The organism is Chitinophaga tropicalis (assembly GCF_009758205.1).
GTDB lineage: Bacteria > Bacteroidota > Bacteroidia > Chitinophagales > Chitinophagaceae > Chitinophaga > Chitinophaga tropicalis.
Genome location: NZ_WRXN01000001.1, coordinates 1,290,406 through 1,316,065, shown reverse-complemented (window position 1 = coordinate 1,316,065; position 25,660 = coordinate 1,290,406). Strand labels below are relative to the sequence as shown.

Sequence of the window (25,660 nt, the reverse complement as noted above, 5' to 3'; positions counted from 1 at the left end):
ACCTATTAACTCCAAAGAAATGAAAAATATTCTCCGTTCCCTAACGGCTCTGGTGCTGTTACTGGTGGTACAAGTGGTCGAGGCGCAGATTATCCCCGAGGACTACACCAATAGCCCTATAACCGGGCAGGTACCAGGCGCCTATTCCCGTACAACGATCAATTATGTCCGTGTATGGCAGCCTGCGATGCCATCTACCGATACCGCCGTTATAAAATCTTCTTCCCGTACTGTGGGAGAAGTACGTCAGCAAACCACTTATTATGATGGGCTGGGCCGGGATCTGCAGGTGGTCCAGAAAGGATTCAGTCCTACCGGAAAAGACATAGTGAAACCCTTCTGGTATGATCCTTTTGGACGGGAGGGTTTTGAGTATTTGTCTTTTACCCCCTTGACCGGTAATACCAGTGACGGTAAGTTTAAGTCCGATCCCTTTATAAGACAACAGGCCTACTATGCGAATACCACTGCTAACCCCGGCGTCAATGGTGAAAGTATTCCCTATGGGGAAATTGAATTCGAGGCCTCTCCCTTAAGCCGTATTGAGAAGCGTTACCTGCCCGGTACACCTTATGCGAAATTGGGAGGTAACCGGCCGATGGAGAAGCAATACCTTACCAATGCGGTTAGCGACTCTGTACATGTATGGACGATGGCTGCATTGGGAGTGATTCCCACAAGTAGCAGCACTGCATTATACGCTGCGAACACATTGTATAAAAATGTCGATGTGAGCCCTGATGACGAGATGACGGTCAGCTACCTGGACAAGGACGGAAGATTGATTCTGATGAAACGACAAGTCACGGCCTCCCCAGGCAGTGGCCATATTGGTTGGGCTTGTACCTATTATGTATATGATGATTTTGATAACCTGAGATTTGTTATTAGCCCACAGGCCGTCGATGCGATCAAAAGTAACTGGGTCATTACCACATCCATTGCTGCAGAACTATGCTATATCTATCGGTACGACGAAAGGGGACGGATGATAGTAAGTAAGCAGCCCGGGACAGACAGTACCGAGCAGATTTATGATAAACGGGACCGGCTGATCTGTAAACGTAATGGCATCAGCAAAGGTTTCGGACAGTGGCAAGTGTATTATTATGATGAACTGGACAGGGAAGTGATGTCTGGAATAATATACACCCCTTATAGCCGCGTACAACTTCGAGACTATATAGAGTCGTTGCCTTATTCCCCAACAGTATCGATTCCTGATATTGACACGGCAACAGAGGTAGTAAAGATGACCAACAGTTACTATGACACTTATACCTACAATGGTGTTATTGCTTTTTCATCAGTGGATGTAAATAAAGTGATGGCTTATAGCAACAGTTATGCAGAGGCAAACGCCGCCACTGCCGGTACAATGACGCGGGGTCTGCTGACTGGACGTAGGGTAAATATCGTAGGTAATTCACAGTACCTTATAAGCAGCTTTTATTACAATGACAAAGGTCGGCAGGTACAGACTGCCGCAGAGAATACGATGGGTGGCCGTACAGTGACCAATACCCTGTATGACTTTCAGGGAAAGACACTCAGCACCTATGTGAGACATACCAACCCGCTTAGTACTACGACGCCACAGACGACATTGCTGACGATGAATCATTATGATGTGGTCGGACGGCTGGACTCGACCAAGTACCGGTTAAATGACAACCTTTCGACACAGACCGATCTGGCATTGCTAAGCTATGATGAGTCGGGCCGTGTCAAGCAAAAGCGGCTGGCACCAACGGGAAGCGCATCACAGCTGGAGTCATTGGTGTATGAATACGATTTACGCGGAAACCTGAATGCCATCAATAAAGCGTATGTCACAACTACCGGCAGTACCTCGAATTTCTTCGGACAGCAGATCATGCGCGAATATGGTTTTACCAATAAATGCTATGATGGCAATATTGCCGGGATAAAATGGAAGACTGCTTCTGATGGCAACGCAAGAGCTTATGGATATAATTATGATAAGCTGGATCGCGTCATCGCTGCCGACTACACACAACAGAATCAGGGATCCACGGCCTGGACACGCAACCTGATGGATTTCACGGTAAGTAACCTGAGCTATGATCTGAATGGCAACCTGCTAAGCATGAAGCAAGTAGGCATGGACGGTATGGCAATTAAGACAATTGATTCGTTAAAGTATGGATACATCGCCAACAGCAACCGCTTAAACTATGTGACAGACAAACGAAATAATCCCTCCACGGCGCTTGGTGACTTTAAGGAAATCCTGAATACAGAAACGCAGGATTACTGGTATGATCCTTCGGGTAACCTGTCGAAGGACAAGAATAAGGATATAGATACTATTGTTTACGACTACAATAACCGGCCAGCCCAGTTCTTCGTAAAAAATCGCGGTAAAGTATTTTTTAACCATGATGCCCTTGGAGTCAAGGTTGCAAAGATTGTGGCTGATACCTCGGGAGGTAGCGGGACCAACACCGTCACTCACTATGATGGCCCATTTGTATATGTCAACGATTCCTTACAATACATATTGACGGAAGAAGGACGAATTCGTACTATATTTAAAAGCGGCGTACCTGTCACTTATGTACATGACTGGTTTGAGAAGGATTACCAGGGTAATGTTCGGGTAGTATTAGGGAGCAGTAAGGATACAGCGCAATATGCCGCTACCATGGAGAACGCCCGCACTGCTGTTGAGAACGCTACTTATAGTAATATTGATCTGACCAGGACGGCCAAGCCGGCGTCTTACCCAACTGATAATACCACCAATCCCAACGATTTTGTTGCAAAGCTGAATGGCAGCACCGGACAGAAGATAGGGCCAGCAATTGTATTGAAAGTGATGAGGGGAGACACGATTGCGGCGACGGTAAAGGCTTTCTATACTTCCACCACCGCCAATACTTCATCAAACACGGTATCGGCCATGCTATCTGCCCTGTTAAGCAGTTTTAGCAGCGGTGGTATCGTACAGAATGGTCACTATTCTAACGGTCCAAGCTCCCCGCTGTATAGTCTTACAAACAGTGAGTATCAGCAGTTGAGGGATAAAGATCCTAATCAGAACCAGGCTACGCAGCCAAAGGCATATTTATCTTATGCCGCTTTTGATGATCAATTTAACCTGGTCGATGGTAATAGTGGCGTCCTCCAGGTGCCGGGTAGCCCCAATACACTATTGTCGCTGGTGCTTGGAAAAATGGTGGTGCAGAAATCGGGATTTATCTACCTGTACCTGAACAATGAGAGTGCTGCTGATGTTTATTTTGATAATTTTATGGTGACCCATTTGTCTGGGCCCTTACTGGAAGAGAACCACTACTATCCTTATGGGCTGACAATGGCTGGTCTTTCGTCGCATGCGCTGAAAGGGGCGCTATATGATCCAAGCGAGTATAAATTTAACGGAAAGGAATTGCAGCGCCGGGAGTTCAAAGATGGCGCCAGCCTGGAATGGTACGACTTTGGTGCCCGGATGCAAGATCCACAGATCGGTCGTTGGCATACTGTCGATCCGTTGGCCGACTCTATGCGCAGGCATAGCCCTTATAGCTACGCATTTGGCAATCCCATCCGGTTTATTGACTATGAAGGCCTGTTCCCTCAAGACCCACAGGATCCCGGACCAGGTGATCCAGGGTACAAATTCAAAGGGGTCAAGGGGTTGTTTGAATTGATGGTATACTGGGCTTTCTCGCCAGCGAATACTTTTGCCTATGCAGAGCAGGCTGGAAATACAAAAGATCTGGCGCTAAAGGCAGAATATACTGCCAAAGCTAATGCCGGTGCCGTTGAGCTCGTTGGTGGTGTTGCGTTTGGTTATGTGCTCGGCAAGATAACTGGAACCAGTTTGGCCAGGTTCGCAAGAAATACCAATGAAAATCCGTTTACGCTTCAGTTAAGTAACCTGAAAGCCTCTGCGCCCAAAGGAAAACTTGGCGAGGAACTTACGAAAGCGGTGTTGGAGAAGAAGTTTAAAGGCGCTGTTATCTTGGAGCAGGTTTACGTAAAACTTGATAACGGCGTAAACCTGAGAATTGATTTTCTACTTGCAAAAAAAGATAAATTTCTCGCGGCCATTGAATCAAAAGTGGATGGTGCTAAATTAAGTGGCGGACAAAGTGACTTCTTCGTTGAAGGTATCAAAGGTGTGTTGTCAGGTAAAAATGCAGGTGCCTTTGAAGGATTTATTATCGACCCATCCAAACTTAAGACAGGCATTTATCGATGGAATTCCAAGACCGGTACATTTGTTATGGAATAAATATGCAATTATGCAAAAAAAAGAGGTTATCAAAGAACTATTTGAGTGTTTAACACCAACAATGACAGCCGCAGGTTTCAATGCCGATCAGAAGAATCAATTCTTTTTAAAGGATACAGAAAGCGCGTTGTTCAATTATGACATCCGTTTCTATGACAGGACCGTTTTGAAAACCGGAGAAAAAGGCTTTCTGGTGGAACCGGTGGCCTATGTGCATGTAAAAGCTGTAGAAGCAATCTATCAGCAGATCACGCTCAATAAGCATCTTAAAAAACCGACACAGTTTATTACGATAGGCGCCGCGCTGGCAGACCTGAACGCTAATCCGGATGGTATAGCTAAAAAGATTAACCAATCCTTTGACTTACTTGTCTTCGAAAAAAAGGATATAACCCTGGTGTGTAACGCATTAAAGGAGATATTTGAGCGGTTGGCACTTCCCTACTTCCAGGCGCACCACAATGTGAATGCTATTGATGCGGTGCTAAATAAAAAACCGGATAAAGAATCTATACATATGGTCAACGAGCGTTATCGTATCGTAAAGGGGCTGATCGCCGCAAAGCTTGCAGGCAATAGTAACTATACAAGGTTAGTGGAAGCATATGCGAAGGAGATAAAGAAGCATGATATGACAGAGGAAACCGTTGAAGAGTTCCAGAAGGTACAATCGTTGCTTGCCGGTATTACTAGTGTGTAAATAATTTGTCGATATACTGCGTGGTGTTGAAGTAACGTAAAAGATCTTTAAGTTGATGAGTTCACAGCTGATTAATTTAAAGTAAGACGATAAATAATGACGGCCCTATTAAGGGCCGTCGCTATTCTTAATAATTCGCGAAAACAAGTAAAAAATTATCTGCAATCATCTGCTGCAATCAAATCAGTGACTAATAAAAAAGCCTCCCGGAGGGGAGGCTGCACTAATCAAATACCATTAACCATTAAACCTTATCCTATGAAAACAATTTACACATTATTTCAATTGACCGAAATCAATAAATCAATTCGCATATACTCGCCATTGAGGCAACTCTATAAAAATTGAACATCTTTGTCATACTACTCTTCTGCCTCCCATGAAGCAGAAAATTCCTTTCCCTTAAATAACGCTGCAAGACCAGTCATTTGTGATAGTTTCAACAGCTCATCCGGATCCATACCGATGTTGCGAATAATCCATTCATCAGACATATCACAGTCAATTTTTAATATTTTTACAATGTTCACCATGCCATCAATAGCATGTTCACCCCTAGCTCTATTGTGGCGTATAGTGCTGGCAATCCTGTCTGCCAGTCCATCTTTGCCGGAACGGATTGTCGTAACTGGAACGCGCCCGAAAGTACTGGTACTGATCTTTTTATAACTGCGCTCAATTTGGCGGCGGTGAAAACCATCCACGATACGCCGGATTTCCTCCTCCTTGCTGGTCACAATCGACATAGTATACCCATCCTCCGAAATGGATTTCAACAGCAGCCTTTCCTCGGGCGCCGCCACGTGATTGGGATTGTAATCATTTGCTTCAACCGTTTCACTTTTTACCCATTCAACAAAATCGACCGGATGATGCTTGAGGGGGCTCACTTCATGCAGCTGTTTTCTAACCTGGTTCAGTGTATCGATTTTTTGGTCATCATCCTCAATATCCCCAATCAGCCTGCACAACTCTTCCGCCTTTTGTCTGATGAGATCCGTCATAGTGTATTTTTATACTTTTCAATAATTGCTTTTTTTTGTTTCTGCTGGAACTGAGTGAGTCCAAATCCCATAAACTTACAGTTATGGTCATTCTTCAATATACAAAATGCCATCCTTTTCCAGGAGGGAATATCAATGGTTCCTTTTACATCATCAGTATGGTCGGGAATCCCCCGGAAGGTGATCTTGCTTTTCCCATCCTTCGTATAATTACTGACGCCATTTCTTTCTATAGTATAGCCGCAATTTTCAATCTCCTGAATGATCTCTTCAGCAAAGCCGCCACCTGTACGGGCCCAGAACTGTATACTGGTAATAAACTTCTCCTTATAATTATTCCTAACTTCTTCGGGTAAAGTCGCCAGCAAAAACTTCGTGTAAGATTTCCAGCTATGCCCATGCGGAAGCGTTATTTCCCTGTAGCCCATTGCCTTAGTACCACCATATATCGCTGCAAAGTTGGCCCCTTGCACCCTGCCCACCAATTTGGTCCAGGTCTTTGGCTCAATTACCCGGTAAAGATTTAAACTGTGTTTTGCTTCATCACTAAAAGGGCTTGCTACGCGCATATCACTCACAGCAACACCTGCCAGATAAAACATGTCATACAGTTTGTTATATTCATAGCCGAAACGGGCATTGGCAATCCAGACATCATCAACCTGCCAATCATAAAGCGGTGAAGCTGTCCAGACATTTTCAGAGCTTTCGGTGATCCATTTTTGCCCCTTATAATCATATCGTTTGTTCACAATAGCACTATAACGGTGCAGGCTTTCATCGGCCCTGAGCCCTATGAGCCCAATGGTCTTCCCTCCACCATGGATATCTTTATACCACCTGCCAAATTGTTTGGCGTGATCCTTATAAAGCATTTTGTACTTATAGGTAGTCATAGGGTTATTCGTAAGATTATAGACATAGGACATAGTAGGCATGCTGCGCACCCAAGCTTCGCGCTTCTCATCATCCCATGGGTACCAGAACATCTCGTAGTTACCGACTGCTGTTCGTGTAGCCATGGGTACACAAAACCAGTAAGGTTCCACAAGATTCAGATATTTGTCGAACATAGCCGTAACATACTCAGTCGTTAGCTCGTATTGGGCCTCCATATCCTGATGGAAAAGGCCGATTTTTTGGGTGATGCCCTTTCGCTTTATATAATCCATCACCAGGTGGAGCAGTAAGCCCGAGTCCTTCCCCCCCGAAAAAGCGACATAAATGTTATCAAACTCCCGGAATATATAATCCATGCGGAGCAGGAAAGCTTCATAGACATTAAGTTGCTTGTTGTACTTTTTCATATTGGAAGAATGCGAGATCTGTCCAATTCTTTTTTCGTTTTACAATTTCAAATTGCTCATTTACAAATATATCAACATATTCATGTCGTACGGCTATAGTCAGCTTCGGGTTTTGCGTCTTCTGCCATCTTTTCACCACTTGTCTAATAAACCACCGCAGTTCTTTCTTCGTGGCATTCAGAGGGACAAATGACTGGAGTTTCGTATAACTCAGTATCTGCTCTTCTCCTACAAAAGCTTTCACTTTCTGGCCTTCCATAAGGACATGCCATGTGTATGTTTCCTTTGTAATTATGGGGAGATTTTCCCGCATCAAAATTACATTATGATCCATTGCATAGCGGCCTATAATTTCGTAGACCTCCGCAGAACAGCCTTGAAGATGCTTAATTCTAACCATACCAATTTAGTTAATATAATTTTATAATATAACAATTTAGCCCGCTTATAGTTCTTCGATGTACTGTCTAAACCGCGTCCTGTCATGGAGCAATTCTCTGATTTCATTGGCCAGATCCTCTTTCTTTTCCACGTTCTTCCGGATCTTGGTGTCGATACCTGCAGTGGTAAACATGTCCCAAATACCCATTTTCTCTTGCTGGCCTAAGCGCTCCACCCTGGCAATACATTGTCTGCGCTGAATTCTTTTAAAGGAATTGGAGAAAAAAATAAGCCGATGACAACACTGCAGACCATTCAGCCCAACCCCTCCGCTACCCATGGTCCCCAGAAAGTATTTTTTCTCCTGCGCCTGGAACAGTTCCTTTTCGAAGTTTCTTGTTTTTCTGTTCCTGCCAGTAAATACGGCGCAGTTACCGGCTCCCAGGAAATCTATGAGCACATCTACTTCATGTAGATACTTACAGAAAAAAATTGTCTGCCCCTGCTCATAACCGGTTTGGTAGAGCATTTTCAATTTTTCTGTGCCCAAATCCTCGATCTCACCTGTGTACGAATTTTTATAGAACCCACAGGCTATCTGCTGCATGCGGGTCAGATAGCCAAAAATGGTATTGAGCGGAATGGCCTCATCTCTGGCAATGATCCTTATCAAGGATTCCTTCTGATATTCGTATAACTCACGCTGCCGGGAGTTCAGGTCACATTCGACTTCATAGAAAACCTTGGCTGGAATGTTCAAACACTCCTCCATCTTTAACTGCAGAGTGTAGGGTTCCAGCAACCCCATGAGATAATCCAGGTTTTTGTATCCAATTACCTCATCACCGGCGATCCCCCCCATGATCAAAAACTGCTGCTCAAACTGGAAATAGCTGTTACAGCGGGTAATCAACTCAGACAACATAGCATACTGCATGAACAGATCTTTAAGATGCTCGGTGGGTGTGCCGGTCATAATCACCTTAAAGCTGGTTTTTGATGCGCAATACAGGATCCGTTTTGACCGTTTGGCAAACGGATCTTTCACCATGTGGCTTTCATCGATTATTACCTGCGTTTCACTATCCACAAAATCGAACGCATCAAAGATGGCCCCTGGACTGCAGCTCATGCTTTCAGTGCCCACTATCTTCCACTCCAATCCCTTGCAGGTCCACCATAGGTCCAGTTGTTCCTTCCAGTTTTCAATGATGGATACAGCACAGAAAACAATGGCCTTTTTAATTTGACCTGCCTCATAGCGACTTTCACAAAGATTGATCACAGGTTTTGACTTACCCACACCTGGATCGGCAAACAAAGCCGATACTTTCATGCTGCACAGGAAGCTAAGCGCCTGCGCCTGGTGTAGCAGACTCTTAGCATCGCAGACTGGCGGTATATCATCTTTCAGCCGTTCATGTAAGGGAATTTTTCGCCTTTCCAGCTCACAATTGTTGATAATCTCATAAAACTGCTTTTCTATCTCATTTTTATATCGCTTTGCAAGTCCGGTCTGAATTCCCTGGCTTTTATAACCATTTTTACATTCTACCTGAACAAATACAGTCAACCGGTCATTTACCACCTCAAACCATGCATTAGTTTTATATTGATGGTTGTTGATCCCGTATCTTATGTAAAGCCGCTGAATTCTTTGGCCCTTACTGTTATATAAGTCCGTATTGTACAACCTTGCTCCAAACAGCCGTTTCTGAAGGACTTCCAAAACCATTGATCCCGACATTTTAGGCATTCAAGATGATCATAGTCTACGTAGCCTTACAATAGCCTATTTAATCCCGACTGGCAGTCTTTATTTCCATTTCTACTCTTACTGTGCCTGCTGCCTTTTAATCTCACACCAACCTTCGGTGATGGCCTTCTGCACCTCTGGCAACGTGGTTGCCGGTAACGGGAAATTGCAGATTTTAAAAGTTGCTTCCAGTACCTGCGTTTCCCAGAAATACAGGTTTCCACCAGGCTTAATCGTACCATCCATAAAATCAATATCTGCACCCATCTTTATCTTGCTCAGGCGGCTAAATGCCTTTGCCACCATTCTATGAAAAAGATATACCGCGCCGCGCGGAACGCATTTGGTATAATTTTTTATAAGCAAACAACAGTTTTCATAGGGCACTTCCCCAGTCACGTTCCACATTCGCTGCAACAGGTAGCGAATGCTATCTATGGCGCTGTCGTCAAACCACCATGCATTATTCTTCCATTGTCCCTTCAGAAAGTGAGCTTCTTCTACAAATTGTTCATTATAGGGTGAAATGACTTTAATTTTATCATTAACCCTCTCAATTAAAATTTTAGAATACATAAAGAATAAGATTTATATGGGTTAAACAAATAACAGGAATATGAGAATGGTTATCAGGAACGATCTCCCGGCTTTAGTATCCGCAACTCCGCATGGCTTTCAGCAGGTAATGCTAATTGTGCTTGCGGTTTATCTTTAAGTGCAAAAGGGTACACCTCTGGCGTTGTTTGTATACATACCACACATCGGGAAAGTACAATCTCCAAAAAAGTAAGTATCATACGCAGTGCCCCTTTCATATTCAGAATACGGAAGAAAGTTTTCATTTTGATTACTTCAACATAGAGCATCTTGTATTGCTTTTCGGTAAGCGGATACTCACCTTTACGAATAATGATTTCCCGAAACTGCAGATTGGAAGCTGCAAGCTGGCGGTATACCTCCTGCCAGTTATAGGCCCAGTCAAGCAGGAATTTTGCACAGGAATGTGTGACTGCCTCAAAAAAGACCTTATCTACGTCAGCCTGCCTGTTATAAACCGGCGCTCTCAGCACTTCTTCTAAACCTACTGTACAGAGGTACATGGATGACCTATAGTGATAGCTGTCGTAGGGATGGATTCCTTGATAATATTTTACCAGATCAGTGATCGAAAAGGTTTTTACACCTATCGTAACATCAGTGGATTTGGTAGTTACCCATCCCAGATTTTGTCTAATAATATACATGACAAAAAGATTTAGTATTCGGCCATAAAGGATATGGCAGAACAGTGATAAAATAGATTCTGTCAAAAACACCATCTAACAAATATGGACGGGTAATTTTAGGAAGAGGAAAGGTATTGTTTCATCACAATAAGAATTAAGGTTTATATATTAGGTTACTCTAGCCGGCACGGTCATTCAGTAAATAATAACCGGGGGTTATTTGCCCCTTTACAACATTATAACACCCGGAACTCTGTTCTCCTATTTCATATCCTGATCGCTTCAATGCGTCCAGGAATATAGTATCCCTGGCGGGCACACAGATGCAGCTGGCCTCAATGTTGACGATACCTCCTATAGTGTACAGGAAAATAGTAATCAGGCTTTTTGACAGCTGATTCATTTCCATTGATACTAAACGGAACAATGCTTTCTTATTTTTTATCAGCACCGCATATTCTATGTGCTCAGTAAAGGACAGGTCCTTTTGCCGTTGATAATCATCATATGATTCTGACTGATAGCACGTACCTATTGTGAGCAGATAACGCTCTGAACTTTTATCCTCCGGTATCCTTTGAAAAATTTCTTCATTTACCATGGAATTCATTCTGCTATCAGCAAGACAGTTATAATAAAGACACCTCTTGATTGAAAATATTCTTAGTGATTTTATACCGGAAAACTTTAACACCGCAGTATCCAAGGAACTTAAGGACAGTCGCAACAGTAATTCCCGGTATGATGATGGGTGTTTTCTCCTGAAATCTTCAAATGTTACCTCCTTAATCATGGTGCATTACAGTTTTGATATTCAAAGGAACCTATCAATGAATAAAATAAATCTTTATCAAAGGATTGTCTCCTTCTCCTTACAATGCAGGTCCTGCGGACGCCTGGCAAAATGAAAAGCGATCCCAACACCTGCCGTGTTGCGGTAAAGTGAGTATCCGTCCCGGTTGGAATTGGCAAAGCCAAATCCCCAATCATAAAATCCTGTCACTTCGATCCGTGCTGCCCTGGAAAACAAAAGACCAGCCTTTAGGCCGGTGGACATTCCGGCTTTGTAATAAGCTAACTCATCAGGAAAATGTGTTACCGTGCCATCAAATGTGGTGTACAGCGACGGACGGTTATAGTTTAAGATCTGTAGTTTATTGCTGATCCCCAGATATGCATATGAACAGACTTTTCCAATACTGTGGCCATAAAGAAGGGCGGCGCCCACCGTAGACATGGACTGGCGCGTATAAAAGTTGACCGTTGACAAGGTACTATCTGATTTATTCCGTCCTGAAATTGCCACACGAGGAAGGTATGAGGCCGAAAGCCGCAACCTGAAACCTTTAAAAAACCAGTTATTATAAATATCTACGCCAGCCTCCACGTATACCACTGGTTGTTTTTCAAATGCCAGCACTGAAAGCCAGGCCCTGTCAGGGCCACCGGTTACAATGGCCTGGCCGCGACCAGCACCTATAAAGGGAACAAAATGAGTAGAGGGACGAAATGAGGTAAAGGAGCGTGCGTTCGCTCCCCCATTTAGCTTATAGGCCAGTTCTTCCAGCCATGGCTTTGAAAAAAAAGTACCTTTTAATTCAAGGGTATCGACCAGGGGCATTACACCCTTGCGAGGATCATAATAGGAAAACACATAACTGCAGCCATCCTTGTAAATAGGTTTGGGTAAAGGTTTAAAGGATCGAGGGTCAATTACTGCCGGCATAAAATCTTCTCCATAGCCTAAGTAAAAATGACACTCTCCCCCCATCTGTTCATAGAGCTGAATATAACCTCCATCTACCAGGGAATGGAGTATTTTGGGGCCTTCCTCATCTATAATGCGCTTATAGGTATCACTACCAGGAAAAACAATGAGCCTTATTTCATAAAGTGAATAGCGGGCCACCGGGCTTCCGGGCGCTTTAAATAAAATCTTGCCCGGCTCCTTCCAGTGATCAAATGAAATCTGACCGCTCAGTGTGTCTCCGAACCGGTCTACCAGGTATCCACACCTATACATTCTTTGAGCTACTATAAGTACCGGCAGACAAAGGCCCAATACAAAAACAAAAAAGGGTTTCATGTTTTACTTAAAGATTTTGCTTATTACATATACTTACTTTTTGCCTTTTGCTTAATGGCTGAGCCACACTATTTTCTTGAGCTTGCGGGCCTTATGCCCCAACAGGTTATAGGACAGGCCGATGGCCGCCTGTGTTTTCCCTAACATATAATCAGTATTACCTAAGAGAATTTTACTTGACAATACCGGCGCCTGTATGGTTAAAGCATATTTTTCTGCCCTGAGCAGCCAGTAAATTCCCAATGTGGCCATCATTCTTTGGAACCTGGCATCATACCAATCGATTAGGGGCGCACCCATTTCACTACCAAAGCGGGTGGTATTAATAAAGAGTTCCTCAAGGGTCAGCTCCGGTCCCATATATAGGATAAAAGGACCACATCCATTGGCAATCTTCCAGGTTGGGGCAAGTGTCAACGCCAAAGACTGGATATCATAAGCCAAATAGTAGGTAGGACGGTTGAAAAAATCCATCCTTCCGGTTCCAGTGTTAAAGCGCGTCCAGGATAGCTGCATCCTTGCACAAAATGAAGGAGCGTCCTTTGGTGCCTGTAGTTCTACTCCGGCCGCCAATACTGGAAAGATGCGCCAAGGGAAGTTCGCAGTTGCTTTTTCGTGAGTGGCTTCAATAGCTTTTGTTCTGCCTGCAGTTACCCCGGCAGCTATAAAAACCTTAGCAGTAACATCTCTGGGGATTGTAGGAGGGTTCCAGCTGCCTCCTCCATTGATATAATCAATAGCCGCCACTAAAAACGGTTCCAGGTAAGGCAGATTCCTAAATATCTGGAATTCTGGATTTTTCAAAAGTGAGCTCAACTGTCGCCGGTAGCCAAAATAGAAAAGTGACTGCCCTTTTTCGCGAACCATCTGGCTGTCAATATGACTATAGCTTCTGATGTCCATCTTTTCAAAAGGACCGACCGAGTTATAATATGCCGGTTCCCAGTACACCAGCTCCTGAAGGCCGGGATAGGTTCCCATACTGTCTTTATGAATTTTTATACGGATAAAAAAACGCTGTCTTTCTCCGTTATATGAATAAAGATCTACGACAGGACCGGCAGCTTTACGAAGCAGAAAGCAGGTCATCTGATGAGTAAGTGTGCTAATGGTTTTTTCAAAAGGATTTATAAGGGGCTCATACATGTCGACTGTTTCTTTTACATAAAGGTCATCCCCTATCTTAAAGCGGACAATATCTAAGGAAGCTATGAAAACGGGAGCTGTATTTGTTCGGTTTTTATACTGCAACTTGAAATATCTTGCCGGGGCACCATTATAGAGAAGATAACCTGCCAGGGAGTCGCCGTTATTTTTTATTATGTACCCCCGATCATAAATATCTTGCGCATTTGCCGAGGCCAGAGGGAGGATTACCAAAACCAGGAAAACAAATAATTGAGGTCTCATATATGATAATATTAGCACGTTTTAAAAATAATAGTATAGCATGACAGCCCTACTTTTACAATCCAGGGTTACATCATTACCAAAGGATGGCAGCGTCTTGAGGGCATAGGAGGCTGCGATACTTATTTTCCGGAATTCAACTCTGGCATTGATATTTATTCCTGACATCACGCCAGTTAAAGTTTTTCTCAGAACCTCCTTCCATACCGAACTAGCATCTGCAGCTGCTGGTACTGGTTTGAAAATGCCAAACCGCGCATAACCTTCCAAACCCGCATAGCAACGGAAATGGAACCGGTCCAGTACACGGTAGCTAATCATGGATGTAAGCGTTGCCAGCATAATATCATGCGTATTTTTCCTCAGAAAGCCTGGGTCCTGCCTTGCCGGCTGGTAGCAACTCTGCAAGGCAGAAAGTGTGAGGCTTGACCCTGAAATCAGTTTTTCTGTTCTTTTTAGCCATGGCCTTGTAAATCCGGCAGTAAGAGATATCCCTAAGGCGGGTGTCATCGGATTTAGCGTATAAAAATGGGAGCCCATATAGGGCCACATCTTTGCGATGCCAGCCCCGACATACCATCTGACCAGGTGTGACCGGCTTTTTAGGACAGGGGCGCCTTCGTTTAGATAAGTCGCTACTTTTTTTAAATCCCCTTCCACATATTCGCATAGGCGTATCTGTTCCTGGTACGGATCCTCATCATCCAGCATCGATGCCAGCTGCTGCCTGTAGCGCCGGACGGCGTAATAGCCCGATGTTTCAAGATTTATCAGTTCCTCTACAATTCTGGGAGTATCCTCTCTGCAGATGAAAAAGCGGTCCTTTTCATATTCCATCTTATATAGAGAATAATTAGGGCCTTTTACAAGCTCTTTAAGGAGTGCTATCACTGGTACGTTGTCATTATATACCATGTCGTTTTCCCTGTGGAGATCATAGATGGAAAGCAACACAGGCGTACTAATAAACTTTCCCTGCCCCCTTATCCAGTAGCAAGAGATGTCGGCAGAGGAAATAATTTTTTCCTTTGCGGAAGCCGTAGGGCGATACCTGAGCTCGAACAATGGAGTATTAATACGGTTAAAGTATATATATCCACGCAGGGTATCAGCATTCCTGGTAACAATGCACCCTTTTTTATAAGAGGGTTGGCTAAATCCCTTTATAAATACCAGCATGACCACAACAAAAAGGATTACCTTTTGCATAAATTTTGCTTTTTCGTTCTACACAATGTTAATTCCTGGGCACTGACAGCACTACATCTTACGCCTTCTTAAGGTAAGGTGCAGACAATAAGGCTACCTGCCATTACTGGGCGGCAGTGCTTCAATTGCTTTTGGGGAATCTCACTTCTTTAATCTTTCTTATGCCAATTTTTAGGACCTGTTTAATCGGGCTTGTAACTTCCATGGCTGTTTGGTGTGTTTATAGATACACCTTACTTGCACCTTTGATTGTGCTGATGTCTGTTTTTAGTTGGGATACTTGGTTGGTCGGGTCAAATTAAAAAGTCTATGTCACTTAGATAAAAGGATAGCGGAATGTTCGCCGGATTCATCCCGCCTCCTTTCGAGTGTTGCACCTGAACACTTTGGCCAGTAGCCAGGCCGGAGAGTGGCTATAAAACTTCTTAAATTCACTAGGGACTTTGGCAATCTGGAGGCGCCGCTTTACAAAATCGGCGTCTGCGTTTACTCATGCCATTTACCGGGATAGCAAATGGAAAAAATTTAGCCTGGCCGAACCCGCCCAAATAGGGAGGGCCAGCCAGGCCCTTGTCGCATAGGACCTTTATAAATATTTTACAATTAAAGAAAAATGAGAACGCGCTTTGCTCACGCAGAAGATCCAACGGAGAAAATCCTGAGCGCTGCTTTAAGATATAATTGAAAGCGGCAAGACGGCATTGTATGCAAGCTATAACTATTAATAGGATAACGTATAAGGCTACTGCAGACATAGTAACTAGGGTTAACTAATGAAATAAGGTTTAATTTTCCCAGCAGGTAGAGCCAGGGCCATAGGCCCGGCTCCCAATCTCCATCTCACATCCTGATCCCGGAGGATGGGAGGTGAAGCTGCATTCATGCAGCTATGGATAAACCTGCCGGTTATATAATGGTTCCGTCTACCTTTTTTACGAGGAATTGAAACTGAGATAAGGTTTTGTTGGCATAGCAATTCTTTAATAAATGATAAAATCGCACAAGCATTTGTTCAGAAAATGTATAGTTGGCTTTGTTCATAGTGCATAAGTCGTCACGAAGGCTGCCACCCACACAACTTCGGATCCACGTTAATTATACCTGCGTAAGCGTCGGTAAAAAACAGCTCGTTTAAAGTAAGAAGGGATTCCAGCGACCATGTGGTGGCGGCAGGATACAGACTTACTCCCTAGAGTAAAAATGCCAAAATAAAGCATGGCCTTTTTACACCAGTGACGCAAAAAAGGTAATTGAAAAGACAGCGGCGTTATACCAGCTTTTTGAGCAAACTTGAGGAATCGGTTCATGGCGCGATAATTATGGTAAAAAGATCGCTGCCTTACCGAAGAAGAAGAAGAAACTATTGACTTGGAGCACCGCCACGAAATTTGCGGTGAGAACATAAAACTACAGCGAAAAACATATTCAACGCTCACTTTCTCAAAAAAAAATTTCCTTTTCAGGTACAGAATTGATTTTCAACCGCAAAGAAAACGATCTTCAAAGTTAGATCTATGCTTTTTCCGGGATATACTTTCAATGTTATTGCTTGGGTAGTTGCTAGGCTGATCAAAAGAATGTACAAACGAATGTACTGGAAGCCTTCAATAGTTCATATACAAAAAGATTAATCAGGGGCTATTTTTCGCAGTTCTTCTCTCCACCGTTGAATGTCGCTTTCCTTCGATAAAAAGCCATGGGCACCACAACTTTTGATACGTTGAATTTGGCTCGGTGTTGCTTGTGCGGAAAATGCCAGGATTCGAATGCCGGGATATTTTTGAGATAGTACTTGGGCAGTTTCAAACCCATCCATTACTGGCATATTTAAGTCAAGCAGGCATATATCCGGTTGGGCCATAGCAGATTCAAGTTGCGAAATCAGGTCCTGGCCATTCTTTGCTTCTATGGCCACATAATACCCCAACATTTTCAATAATACGCGGGCGGAGGAACGCATTGTATCATTGTCATCAACAATGGCGACAGAAAGGTGCTTCATAACAGAATAAGATTTAATTAGCGTATAAGGTTGATTAATACATAGCAATGGTTTCCATGGGGTATTAGAACTCTAAGAAGATCCGACACGTAAAATAGTTATGTGACTTACTAACTATATTCATCAGCTGAATCCACAGGCATTCGCCAGTTGCTGCAACTGCACCAGATTCCCTGTATTCGTTTTTGCCATGATCCTTTGGGTGTAAGTATGGACTGATTGTGGACTAATATTTAGCTTATTCTTTATATCACTTGGTTTGTTTCCAATGAGCAGATAATGCAGTACTTCCAGCTCCCGATGCGTGAGTGTATCAAATGGTGTTTGTTTTATTGAGCCATCATATATCTCGCATTTATCCTCATTAAGAAATTCTTTTAATCCGCTAACTATTGTGGTTTCCGGGGAAGATTTTGCTATAAACTTTTTAATGCCATATTGCCCAAGCAGGGCAAGATATGGATTAGGCTCCTGCTGGCTAAAAACGGCAATAATCAATTCCGGATATAGAGATTTTATGTTAGGCAAAACCTCAATGCAATGGCCATCCGGCAATATCATATCCAAAACCAGGTGAGTATAAGGCCGCTTCTTAAGTGCTACCATCAGCATGTTACAGCTTTCAACCTCTTCCACGTCTTTAAACCCAAGCATGTCGGTGATTATCGTCCGCAGCCCTTTGCGAACAATGCTGTGATCATCAGCGAGCAGTATAGATTTATTTTTCATAATAACAAACAGGTAAAAATTCACTAAATAGAAACACTTATCCAACCCTCCGCATTTACCTTTGCGCTGAATTTCAGATGCCATTTCCGTCGTAAATTTCCTATATCAATCAACCATTAAAGCCTTACCTATGGTGCAGCACGTATCATCCGTTGTTAACACCGCATTGCATCGAATTCAACAGCAGTACACCGAATTGATCAATGCAAACCAATCGATATCACTTCTTTCGTTATTTAATTCCGGAAATTTTGATTTTGATCTTTATTGCAGCGACTATACGCCTCATCCTGCTATTGCGGAGCTGAAGAAAAGCACCACCAGCTTTGGTGAAAAATATGGGATACTCCTGCCCGATGCTGATGCATATATAACCTGCGCAATGTTTTTGTTCCCAGCCGCACCCCTGGAGAAAATAATTATACTGTCAAAAAATTATGCAGTAGATTTTTATCTGAACGATAAAATGGGACGAGACGCCAGACCCACCAATCAGGAAATGAAAATACTGTATGAAATTCGGGACAGACTATCATCCATAGGAAATGACCTGAAGCTGCAGCCTAAAGCATCTCTGGCAGAAATAGCCAATATAGAAGTATTACAGCAAATCGCTGATTCTTCTCCGAAGGATTGGTTTGACCATTTCATTCGTCTATACCTTGACCATATCAATATTGCTCACCAGGCTTATGATCTTGTTACGCTGGGTCATCTCCAGTCGATTGAAGAATATATCTATATGCGAGCGGATATTTCCGGCATGCCGCATACCGTATCTCTTATTGAATACGCTAACTCTGCCTTCCTGGACTGGGACCTATTACACAGGATCGGCCTGGCCGAGGATATCCGAAATTTAAATGAAACAGTTTCCTATATCGGAGCACTCACCAATGATCTGTTTTCTTTTGAAAAAGAGGTTATTGATAACGGAAGCAGTTCAAATCTGATTGTTATCGTTTGGGTAAATAACTTCCGTATGCGACTGGATGATGCCATCGAGGTAGCAGGACATATCATCCGCAACTTACTGGCTGACTATAATGAAACCATAACAGCAGTAAATGACCGTTTAAATCAATGCACAATTTCCGAAATGTCAAAGATCGAGATTTCCAGGTATCTGTCCGGTTTGAAATCGGTATTGCAGGCTTGCTGGCGCTGGCAAACATATACTTCTCGTTATAAACGTCCTTTGTCTCTGTGGCAGGAAACCCAAACCAGAGAAACTGTGGCTAAATAACGGCAAGCTGCTTTTCATAGGGGAATATGACCTCAAAGGAGGCCCCTCCACTGTTCTTGCTTTTAACGGAAATCTCGGCGCCCAGAATAGTTGCAAGGTGTTTGGTGATAAAAAGACCTAAACCTACACCCTCGGGATTTTCTGGGCTTTTTTCTGTGACGTATGGTTGGAAAAGCTGTTCTATTTTGTCATAACGGATCCCTTTACCTTGATCTGCTACTGCCAGACTCCACCTATCTTTTAAAAGGTTGGCCGTTATGGTTATCTTGGTGTTATTCCTTGTAAATTTAATAGCATTATTTAAAAGATTATAAATAATGCGGGATATTTTTAGTTTATCGGCTAGGATATATGTTGGAAAGTCCTCTGAAAAATTTATGCTGATGGTCACGTTTTTCTGAACTGCCAGGTAACGGTGCATCTCCACTATTTTCGAAATTTCACTTCTTAGACTAATTGATGAAATCTCTGGTGTGTTCAGGCCAGCGTCCTTGAATTTGGCCATTTCCAAAAAATTCTCCAGCATGTACTTATAATGGTCAGACACATCCAGCAGTTTGCTTGTATCTGCCTGAGTAACAGGTTTATTCTCCATCACTTTGGAATGAATAAAAAAACAATGGGAAGAAACACCGAAGTAAGGTCCCCGAAGATCATGCGAGATGTGCTGAAAAAGTACATTTTTGAGCTTATTTAATTCTTCCTCGACACTTAACGACGCCTTGATGGTTTTAGAATAAGTATGGAGCTTTATTAAAAGGTTGGTGTTCTTATGGTATAATTGAAAAATCTTTAACGTCAAACTTATGACTACTACGTAGACAAGCCAACGAATAATGTGCTGGACCAAACCTGTGAACTCTGCCGCAGGAATTACCTCAAGCTCGCGGTTGACCTCCATGGCCACTAGCAACAAGAGATTAAACAGAATGCAGTATGCCCTCATCTTAGGGCTAGTGAACAGGTAAAAGATAAGCCCAAAAAGAAACAGGATCATCAAAGGCGTTCCCGAAGATTTGCCTAGAATTGCTGAAAAATAAAAAGTGGCAAAACTGATCGTTAAATAAAATAGCAGATTGGCAAGGGAATATTTCTTTTTGCGATTTAATATAATGATGCCATATACTATGCCCGCTTCCAGATAAGCGCCTGCAGGTATGAGTAAATTGCCGCTCAGGATATAAAAGATAGCTCCGGAAGCCAGGTTTAAAAAGATGACGTAAATGCAAAGAAGATTCACGCCGATACAGATGCTTCTCTTAATATCATATTCCGGCAGGTCGGAGGTACCGGCATATTTCAGGGAATTAACAAAGCCACGGATCATGCAGTAAAGGTTTAATGATTGGTTGCAGGATCTCCTGCCCCCATACAATCCTTTCAGGACGCGGCAAAGCCGGGTACGAAAATAAAATGAAAATTGTCAACCTCCCTTTATTTCTTTGATTTTATTAAATTTTTCTCAAGCTGGTTAAGGATGATATCGCTGATTATGCGTGAGGATACCTTGTACAACCGGGCAATAGCTCTGATCTCGCGTACTCTCAGTGGGTCAGGGTTTTTGGCAAGCCTTCCCAACCGCTTGTAATTCATGCCCAGTTTTTTAGATACGTAGGTTCGGTTTGAATAAAGAAACAGAGAACTAAAAGTTTTGATATCTCCTTTTAGCAGTAGGTCGCCGGTGAGTTTAATTTTTTCCAGATTTTTATCTCTTTTTATTCCCTGGTTCATCTCTCAAAAATGCACGTAAGCACGGGAAAATCAATAAAATAGGGCCGGTTTGTTTATATTTTGGTATCCCATTAGCCCCTTACTGGGCTCAAATTGAGCCCATTGCTGTCATATTTTTACGACAACCAGTTAGGCGCTGAATTTCTAAATTGCCACATTGCCTTTCGAAATGAAAGGAAACTATTGACTTGGGGCCCTCGCCCCAAGTTACGCCCCCTGTTTTATACGGGGGGCTTTTTGTAAAAATGACACAACATTTCAGGCCATCTGTCTGGAAAAATGATCTATGCAATTCTTAAATCGCATCCTGCTTTTTCCCACCTCCGGCTGCATACTCCTTTTAACCCTCAGTTTAATATTTCTATCCATTTGCTGTTTTAAACCTGCCTCATACTGGTAGCGGATCACAATACTATTTCTCCTAGCTTTTTCCTATCTACCGAATACCGGCTTCTCACCACCCCAAATTTGTTCTCACGATTCGCCACTGACAGCGATGAAATCCCCAGAGAACAACAAAACTTTTACAATATGCTATCAAGTATTTCATGGACGGACTTTTTTATATTCTTGGGAGGTGCCCTGGTGGTTTATTACGGCTACCTCGCGCTAGTTTATTACCGGTCAGAACTGGTAGGACTCCTTCGCAGGACGGCCAGGAGCGGGCAATCCCCATCTGCGGCGCCTCCCTCCCAAAACAGTACAGGAAAAAAAAGGATCTGGCATGTAGAAGAAGTCGGTCCCGACAACCAGATCCAGGATGCTGATCACACGCCTTATATGCCTGCACCGCCGCGTGAGCCCGCAGCCAGCCGCATATCAGCAGAGACGGAAGGGCGGGAAAACGAAGCATTCCTGCCCGGTGCCATCTTTGAAGATCAGCCTGTAGTAGAAAATGAAGTACTGGAACAAGACTTTGCCATCGTCCCTGAGATGCAGCAACTACAAACTGTTGTAGACAGGCTAAGAGAAATGTTTACCCTCAACGATCAACTTTCCAAAGAACAACTATTCTCCCAAATACGCCCCATCATCACTGAGTTCCCCGGCCTGCGCCAGCAGCCCTACCGGGTAGCCATCAACAATCTGATCATCAGCGAAGCAAAAGAGAAATGCTCTCAGGTGCTGAAGGAAAACGAAGTGGACGCACTCTGGAGATAACCTGCCTTAGCAGATAGGAACACGCCTTTTAGCGTGACGAGTGATAACTGTGAGTTTGACAATTAAATGTGCGTGACAATATGAAAATGTATAGTGAAGACCAGGCAAAGTGTGCCTGGACAGTGGCTCGGCTGAGCAAAATCACCCTGCTGACAACAGTGGCTTTACTAACCCTGATCTATAACTGCCAGGCCCAAGACGGCGAAGAAGGCATCCGGCAGGCCACTCAGAAAATAACAGGGTATTTCGAAGTAGGTATTTACCTGATGTATGCAATTGGCGCCGTGGCGGGTATCGTGGGAGCGGTCAAAACTTTTAACAAGTGGAACAGCGGTGATCCCGACACGACGAAAACCGCGAGTGCGTGGTTTGGATCCTGCATCTTCCTGGTAGTAGTCGCCACTGTTCTCAGGGCCATGTTCGGTTTATAATAACCGATATCAAACCAATTACAATTTTTCGATTTCACCATGAACACAATATATGAAATAAACAAAGGTATCAATCGCCCGCTCGAGTTCCGCGGATTGAAGGCGCAGTACATCGTCTACTTTGTGCTGGGCTTGATTGGGTTGTTGGTGCTGTTTGCGGTGGCATTTATAGCGGGGGTACCTACGCTTATTTGCTTTGCGGGGACGGGTGTGTTAGGATTTGTGCTTTACGTTAACGTCTACCGTTACAGCAATAAGTACGGAAGTTACGGCCTGATGAAGGAGGCCGCCTTCCGACAGGTACCTGCCGCTATACGCTGCCGCACTAGAAAAGTGTTCGTGGATTTAAACCGATCCAAAAAACAAGACAATGATAGTGGTAATGGTACTGTGCGCGGTCATTCTGACCGGTCTGCTGTTGACCCTGCGCGATGAAGGCGGGGTAGGCAAAAACATGGCAGCTTTGCTGCCCATCTGGAAAGTTGAAAACGACACCATCATCAGCAAACAGGGAGATATTACCGTAGGCTTCCGCTTACAATTACCTGAAATCTTTACCCTGGCCTCCGATGATTATGAAGCCTTTCACCAGGGCTGGATCAAGGCCATCAAAGTCCTTCCCAAACACACCATCCTTCAAAAACAGGACTGGTTCATTCAGGACAAACACGACAGTGATCTGAAGCGGGAAGCTGATTTTCTGTCCCAGAGTAGCGAACGCTTCTTCCATGAGCGGCCCTATATCAATCACGAGTGCTATGTGTTTTTGACCAAAAAGCCACAGCAACGCAAACCAGCCAGCTCCGTATTTTCTAACCTGCTGCGCCCTCACCTGGTGCCGGATGATACCACCGATCCGCAACAGACCGTAGAGTTCTTTAATGCCGTCGGTCAGTTTGAAAAAATACTCACTGATAACGGGTTTGTTACCCTGAAGCGACTCACCACTGAAGAAATCACCGGCAGTGAGCAAACAGTGGGTATCCTTGAACGGTATTGCTTTCTACAGGGCCAAAATGATTCCCCGGCACTAACAGATATCGAGTTCAAACCAGAGTGGAAGATAGGCTCCAACTACCTCCAGATGTATACGCTGGCTGACTGTGAAAACCTGCCCTCCCTTTGTGGCCCCCGGATTACCTATGACAAATTCAGTACGGAAAAGACCAAGTTCAGCATCTCCTTTGCCGCTCCTCTTGGTCAACTGCTGGGTGTTAACCATATCTATAACCAGTTTATTGTTATAGACGACGCCCCAAAAACCTTGAAGCGGCTGGAAAGCAAGCGCAGACGCCTGCAATCGCTGTCCACCTATTCCCGTGAGAATGCCATTGCCAGGGATGCAACGAACGCCTTTCTGAATGAAGCAGTGAGCCAGGGCAGGCAACCGGTCAAAGGGCATTTCAATATTATATTATGGACAGAGGACCGTGGTGACCTAAAACATATCCGTAACAAGGCATCAGCCGCCATTGCGCAAATGGATGCCACCCCTCACGAAGAAACCAAGGGCGCCGCCCAGCTATACTGGGCAGCCATGCCAGGCAATGCCGCCGATCTGCCCACCAACGAATGCTTTGACACCTTCGCCGATCAGGCCACCTGTTTTTTGCACCTGGAAGGAAATCATCCCGGCTCACTGGCGCCGGTAGGCATCCGCCTGGGCGATAGATTGACAGGCCGGCCCATGGCGGTCGACCTGTTTGATGAGCCCATGGGTAAACTCATCAATAACCGCTCACTCATGCTGATAGGACCCAGCGGATCTGGCAAGAGCTTCTTTACCAATCATTTATGCCGCTCCCTGCATGCGCAAGGGGCTCACATTGTTATCGTCGATATTGGTCACTCCTACCAAGGGCTCTGTTCCCTGGTGGACGGCTACTACTTCACCTATAAAGAGGAAGATCCTATCCGGTTCAACCCATTTTATCTGGCGGAAGGAGACGTGATGGATACCGAAAAACTGGAGAGCATAAAAACCCTGCTACTGGCGCTATGGAAAAGAGATACCGAAACCTATAAACGCTCCGAATACGTGGCGCTGTCCAATGCCGTCACTCAGTACTTTGAATACCTCGGCAATAACCCGGACATTTTTCCCTGCTTTGACACTTTTTACGAGTACCTCACCCATGTGTTCGCCGATGTGCTGCGCAGGGACAACGTAAAGGAAAAAGAGTTTGACTTTGATAATTTCCTCTACGTACTTCGCCCGTTTTTTCGAGGTGGGGAATTCGACTATCTGCTCAACGCCCGGCAGAACCTTGACCTGTTTCACCAGCGCTTCATTGTGTTTGAGCTGGACAACGTCAAAAATCATCCCGTCCTCCTGCCCGTCATAACGCTGATGGTTATGCAGACCTTTATCAACAAGATGCGCAAGATCAAAGGCGTTAAAAAAATGATCCTGATCGAGGAAGCCTGGAAGGCGCTGATGCGGGAAGGATTTGCCGAGTATATCAAGTATTTGTACAAGACAGTGCGCAAATTTTACGGTATAGCCGCCGTGGTCACCCAGGAGATCGAAGACATTATCAGCTCTCCTATTGTCAAACAAGCCATTGTTAACAATGCTGACATCAAAATCCTGTTAGACCAGAGTAAATACCAGAACAAGTTCACCTTCATTCAGGAACTGCTGGGCATTACTGACAAAGGGAAAATGCTTATCCTGTCCATTAATAAAGACAAAGAAAAGGGACGCATCTATAAAGACGTCTTCATAGACCTTGGCGGACAATGGATGCGGGTCTACCGGGTAGAAGTATCCAAAGAGGAATACTACACCTACACCACCGAAGAGAAGGAAAAAGTGCTGGTACAACAGTACGCCCAAAAATATGGAAGTATGCAAAAGGGTATTCGTATGCTGATACAGGAAACTACCTCTGCCAGCCAGCTGAAACCCTTGAAGGATCAACGTTAGCGTGGATAAAGTTTTCAAAAAATTATCGGGTATCGGGCCGGGTTGGCAATAAATTGCCGAAATTTATAATAAATAATTCCTGCCCTGT

General features: G+C 44.0%; 20 protein-coding genes. 7 read left to right on the top strand and 13 right to left on the bottom strand.

Annotated features, from left to right (window positions below; genetic code table 11):
* The first annotated feature begins 19 nt into the window (after window positions 1-19).
* Together GO493_RS05575 and GO493_RS05570 are read left to right on the top strand one after the other, a co-directional pair.
* The gene (locus GO493_RS05575) at window positions 20-4,264 is read left to right on the top strand and encodes a DUF6443 domain-containing protein (protein ID WP_157305102.1); all 4,245 of its coding nucleotides are present in this window, start codon (window positions 20-22) and stop codon (window positions 4,262-4,264) included.
* A gap of 10 nt (window positions 4,265-4,274) precedes the next feature.
* Window positions 4,275-4,964, top strand: coding sequence for a hypothetical protein (locus tag GO493_RS05570; protein WP_157305101.1), 690 nt, complete (start codon window positions 4,275-4,277; stop codon window positions 4,962-4,964).
* Between the two features lie 362 nt (window positions 4,965-5,326).
* Here GO493_RS05570 and GO493_RS05565 read toward each other — a convergent pair whose 3' ends face one another.
* The 12 genes from GO493_RS05565 to GO493_RS05510 all read right to left on the bottom strand — a co-directional run bounded on the left by GO493_RS05565 (window position 5,327) and on the right by GO493_RS05510 (window position 18,158).
* Window positions 5,327-5,968, bottom strand: a complete 642-nt coding sequence (locus tag GO493_RS05565) for a ParB N-terminal domain-containing protein (RefSeq protein ID WP_157305100.1) — start codon at window positions 5,966-5,968, stop codon at window positions 5,327-5,329.
* A complete protein-coding gene (locus GO493_RS05560) occupies window positions 5,965-7,275 on the bottom strand; it encodes a DUF3440 domain-containing protein (protein WP_157305099.1) in 1,311 nt (436 codons plus the stop codon). The genes GO493_RS05565 and GO493_RS05560 overlap by 4 nt, the downstream gene beginning before the upstream one ends.
* Window positions 7,250-7,675, bottom strand: coding sequence for a hypothetical protein (locus GO493_RS05555; protein WP_157305098.1), 426 nt, complete (start codon window positions 7,673-7,675; stop codon window positions 7,250-7,252). The genes GO493_RS05560 and GO493_RS05555 overlap by 26 nt, the downstream gene beginning before the upstream one ends.
* A 45-nt stretch (window positions 7,676-7,720) precedes the next feature.
* Window positions 7,721-9,412 carry an SNF2-related protein gene (locus tag GO493_RS05550; RefSeq protein ID WP_157305097.1) on the bottom strand — a complete coding sequence of 564 codons (1,692 nt, stop codon included), beginning with the start codon at window positions 9,410-9,412 and terminating at the stop codon, window positions 7,721-7,723.
* Between the two features lie 78 nt (window positions 9,413-9,490).
* Complete coding sequence (locus tag GO493_RS05545; RefSeq protein WP_157305096.1) at window positions 9,491-9,988, bottom strand: hypothetical protein; 498 nt, start codon at window positions 9,986-9,988, stop codon at window positions 9,491-9,493.
* A 53-nt stretch (window positions 9,989-10,041) separates the two neighbouring features.
* A complete protein-coding gene (locus tag GO493_RS05540) occupies window positions 10,042-10,656 on the bottom strand; it encodes a hypothetical protein (RefSeq protein WP_157305095.1) in 615 nt (204 codons plus the stop codon).
* A 160-nt stretch (window positions 10,657-10,816) separates the two neighbouring features.
* Complete coding sequence (locus GO493_RS05535) at window positions 10,817-11,239, bottom strand: hypothetical protein (RefSeq protein ID WP_157305094.1); 423 nt, start codon at window positions 11,237-11,239, stop codon at window positions 10,817-10,819.
* Between the two features lie 249 nt (window positions 11,240-11,488).
* Complete coding sequence (locus GO493_RS05530) at window positions 11,489-12,724, bottom strand: hypothetical protein (RefSeq protein WP_157305093.1); 1,236 nt, start codon at window positions 12,722-12,724, stop codon at window positions 11,489-11,491.
* A 51-nt stretch (window positions 12,725-12,775) separates the two neighbouring features.
* Window positions 12,776-14,134 carry a hypothetical protein gene (locus GO493_RS05525; RefSeq protein WP_157305092.1) on the bottom strand — a complete coding sequence of 453 codons (1,359 nt, stop codon included), beginning with the start codon at window positions 14,132-14,134 and terminating at the stop codon, window positions 12,776-12,778.
* A 21-nt stretch (window positions 14,135-14,155) separates the two neighbouring features.
* Window positions 14,156-15,343, bottom strand: coding sequence for a hypothetical protein (locus tag GO493_RS05520; RefSeq protein ID WP_157305091.1), 1,188 nt, complete (start codon window positions 15,341-15,343; stop codon window positions 14,156-14,158).
* A 1,627-nt stretch (window positions 15,344-16,970) separates the two neighbouring features.
* Window positions 16,971-17,345, bottom strand: a complete 375-nt coding sequence (locus GO493_RS05515; protein WP_157305090.1) for a response regulator — start codon at window positions 17,343-17,345, stop codon at window positions 16,971-16,973.
* 123 nt (window positions 17,346-17,468) lie between these two features.
* Window positions 17,469-18,158, bottom strand: a complete 690-nt coding sequence (locus tag GO493_RS05510) for a response regulator (protein ID WP_157305089.1) — start codon at window positions 18,156-18,158, stop codon at window positions 17,469-17,471.
* A gap of 46 nt (window positions 18,159-18,204) precedes the next feature.
* Between GO493_RS05510 and GO493_RS05505 the strand changes: the two genes are divergently transcribed.
* A complete protein-coding gene (locus tag GO493_RS05505; RefSeq protein WP_157305088.1) occupies window positions 18,205-19,320 on the top strand; it encodes a terpene synthase family protein in 1,116 nt (371 codons plus the stop codon).
* On the opposite strand, the gene GO493_RS05500 is transcribed toward GO493_RS05505, so the two are convergent.
* Entirely contained in the window at window positions 19,313-20,647 is a 1,335-nt protein-coding gene (locus tag GO493_RS05500) for a sensor histidine kinase (RefSeq protein ID WP_157305087.1), read from the bottom strand. The genes GO493_RS05505 and GO493_RS05500 overlap by 8 nt on opposite strands.
* A gap of 974 nt (window positions 20,648-21,621) precedes the next feature.
* Between GO493_RS05500 and GO493_RS05495 the strand changes: the two genes are divergently transcribed.
* The 4 genes from GO493_RS05495 (at window position 21,622) to GO493_RS05480 (ending at window position 25,572) form a co-directional block, all read left to right on the top strand.
* Window positions 21,622-22,212, top strand: a complete 591-nt coding sequence (locus GO493_RS05495; RefSeq protein ID WP_157305086.1) for a hypothetical protein — start codon at window positions 21,622-21,624, stop codon at window positions 22,210-22,212.
* Window positions 22,213-22,292: 80 nt separating this feature from the next.
* Window positions 22,293-22,643 (top strand): DUF4134 domain-containing protein, encoded by a 351-nt coding sequence (locus GO493_RS05490; protein WP_232538742.1) that lies wholly within the window; start codon window positions 22,293-22,295, stop codon window positions 22,641-22,643.
* Between the two features lie 39 nt (window positions 22,644-22,682).
* Window positions 22,683-23,078: a DUF4133 domain-containing protein gene (locus GO493_RS05485; protein ID WP_157305085.1), complete on the top strand. Its 396-nt coding sequence runs from the start codon at window positions 22,683-22,685 to the stop codon at window positions 23,076-23,078.
* Window positions 23,014-25,572 carry a TraG family conjugative transposon ATPase gene (locus tag GO493_RS05480; protein ID WP_232538741.1) on the top strand — a complete coding sequence of 853 codons (2,559 nt, stop codon included), beginning with the start codon at window positions 23,014-23,016 and terminating at the stop codon, window positions 25,570-25,572. Before GO493_RS05485 ends, GO493_RS05480 begins: the two co-directional genes overlap by 65 nt.
* Window positions 25,573-25,660: the final 88 nt, after the last annotated feature.